This window comes from Shigella sp. FC1967, assembly GCF_001743005.1.
Taxonomy (GTDB): Bacteria; Pseudomonadota; Gammaproteobacteria; order Enterobacterales; family Enterobacteriaceae; genus Proteus.
The window spans coordinates 1-241 of record NZ_MIIZ01000309.1 but is presented as its reverse complement, the minus strand read 5'-3'; the positions used below and the strand labels follow the sequence as shown (position 1 = coordinate 241).

Annotated in this window: 1 pseudogene; it reads right to left on the bottom strand. The window is 51.0% G+C overall.

Annotated features, from left to right (window positions below):
• Window positions 1-241 (bottom strand): annotated as a pseudogene (locus tag BHE89_RS02745) (DUF7146 domain-containing protein); the annotation flags it as partial.

The window sequence follows — 241 nt, the reverse complement described above, 5'->3', positions numbered from 1 at the left end:
CATAGGTTGTTCTCTCACAACATTCCCCTGCTCGTCCTTAACTTCAACGACGACAGTTACAGGCTCGCGCCCGAGGTTTGTCATGACGATCTCATCCCCATACTTGGCTTCACTTTCACCAATGGCTCTTTCAAGATCCACGCCCCAGATGGTGCGTTCCAAACCGCTCTTGTCACGGATGAAGGCAAAGTAGCTGAGCTCGTTGTCTTCGTTATGCTCATAAGGAGCTTTACCGTGGGCA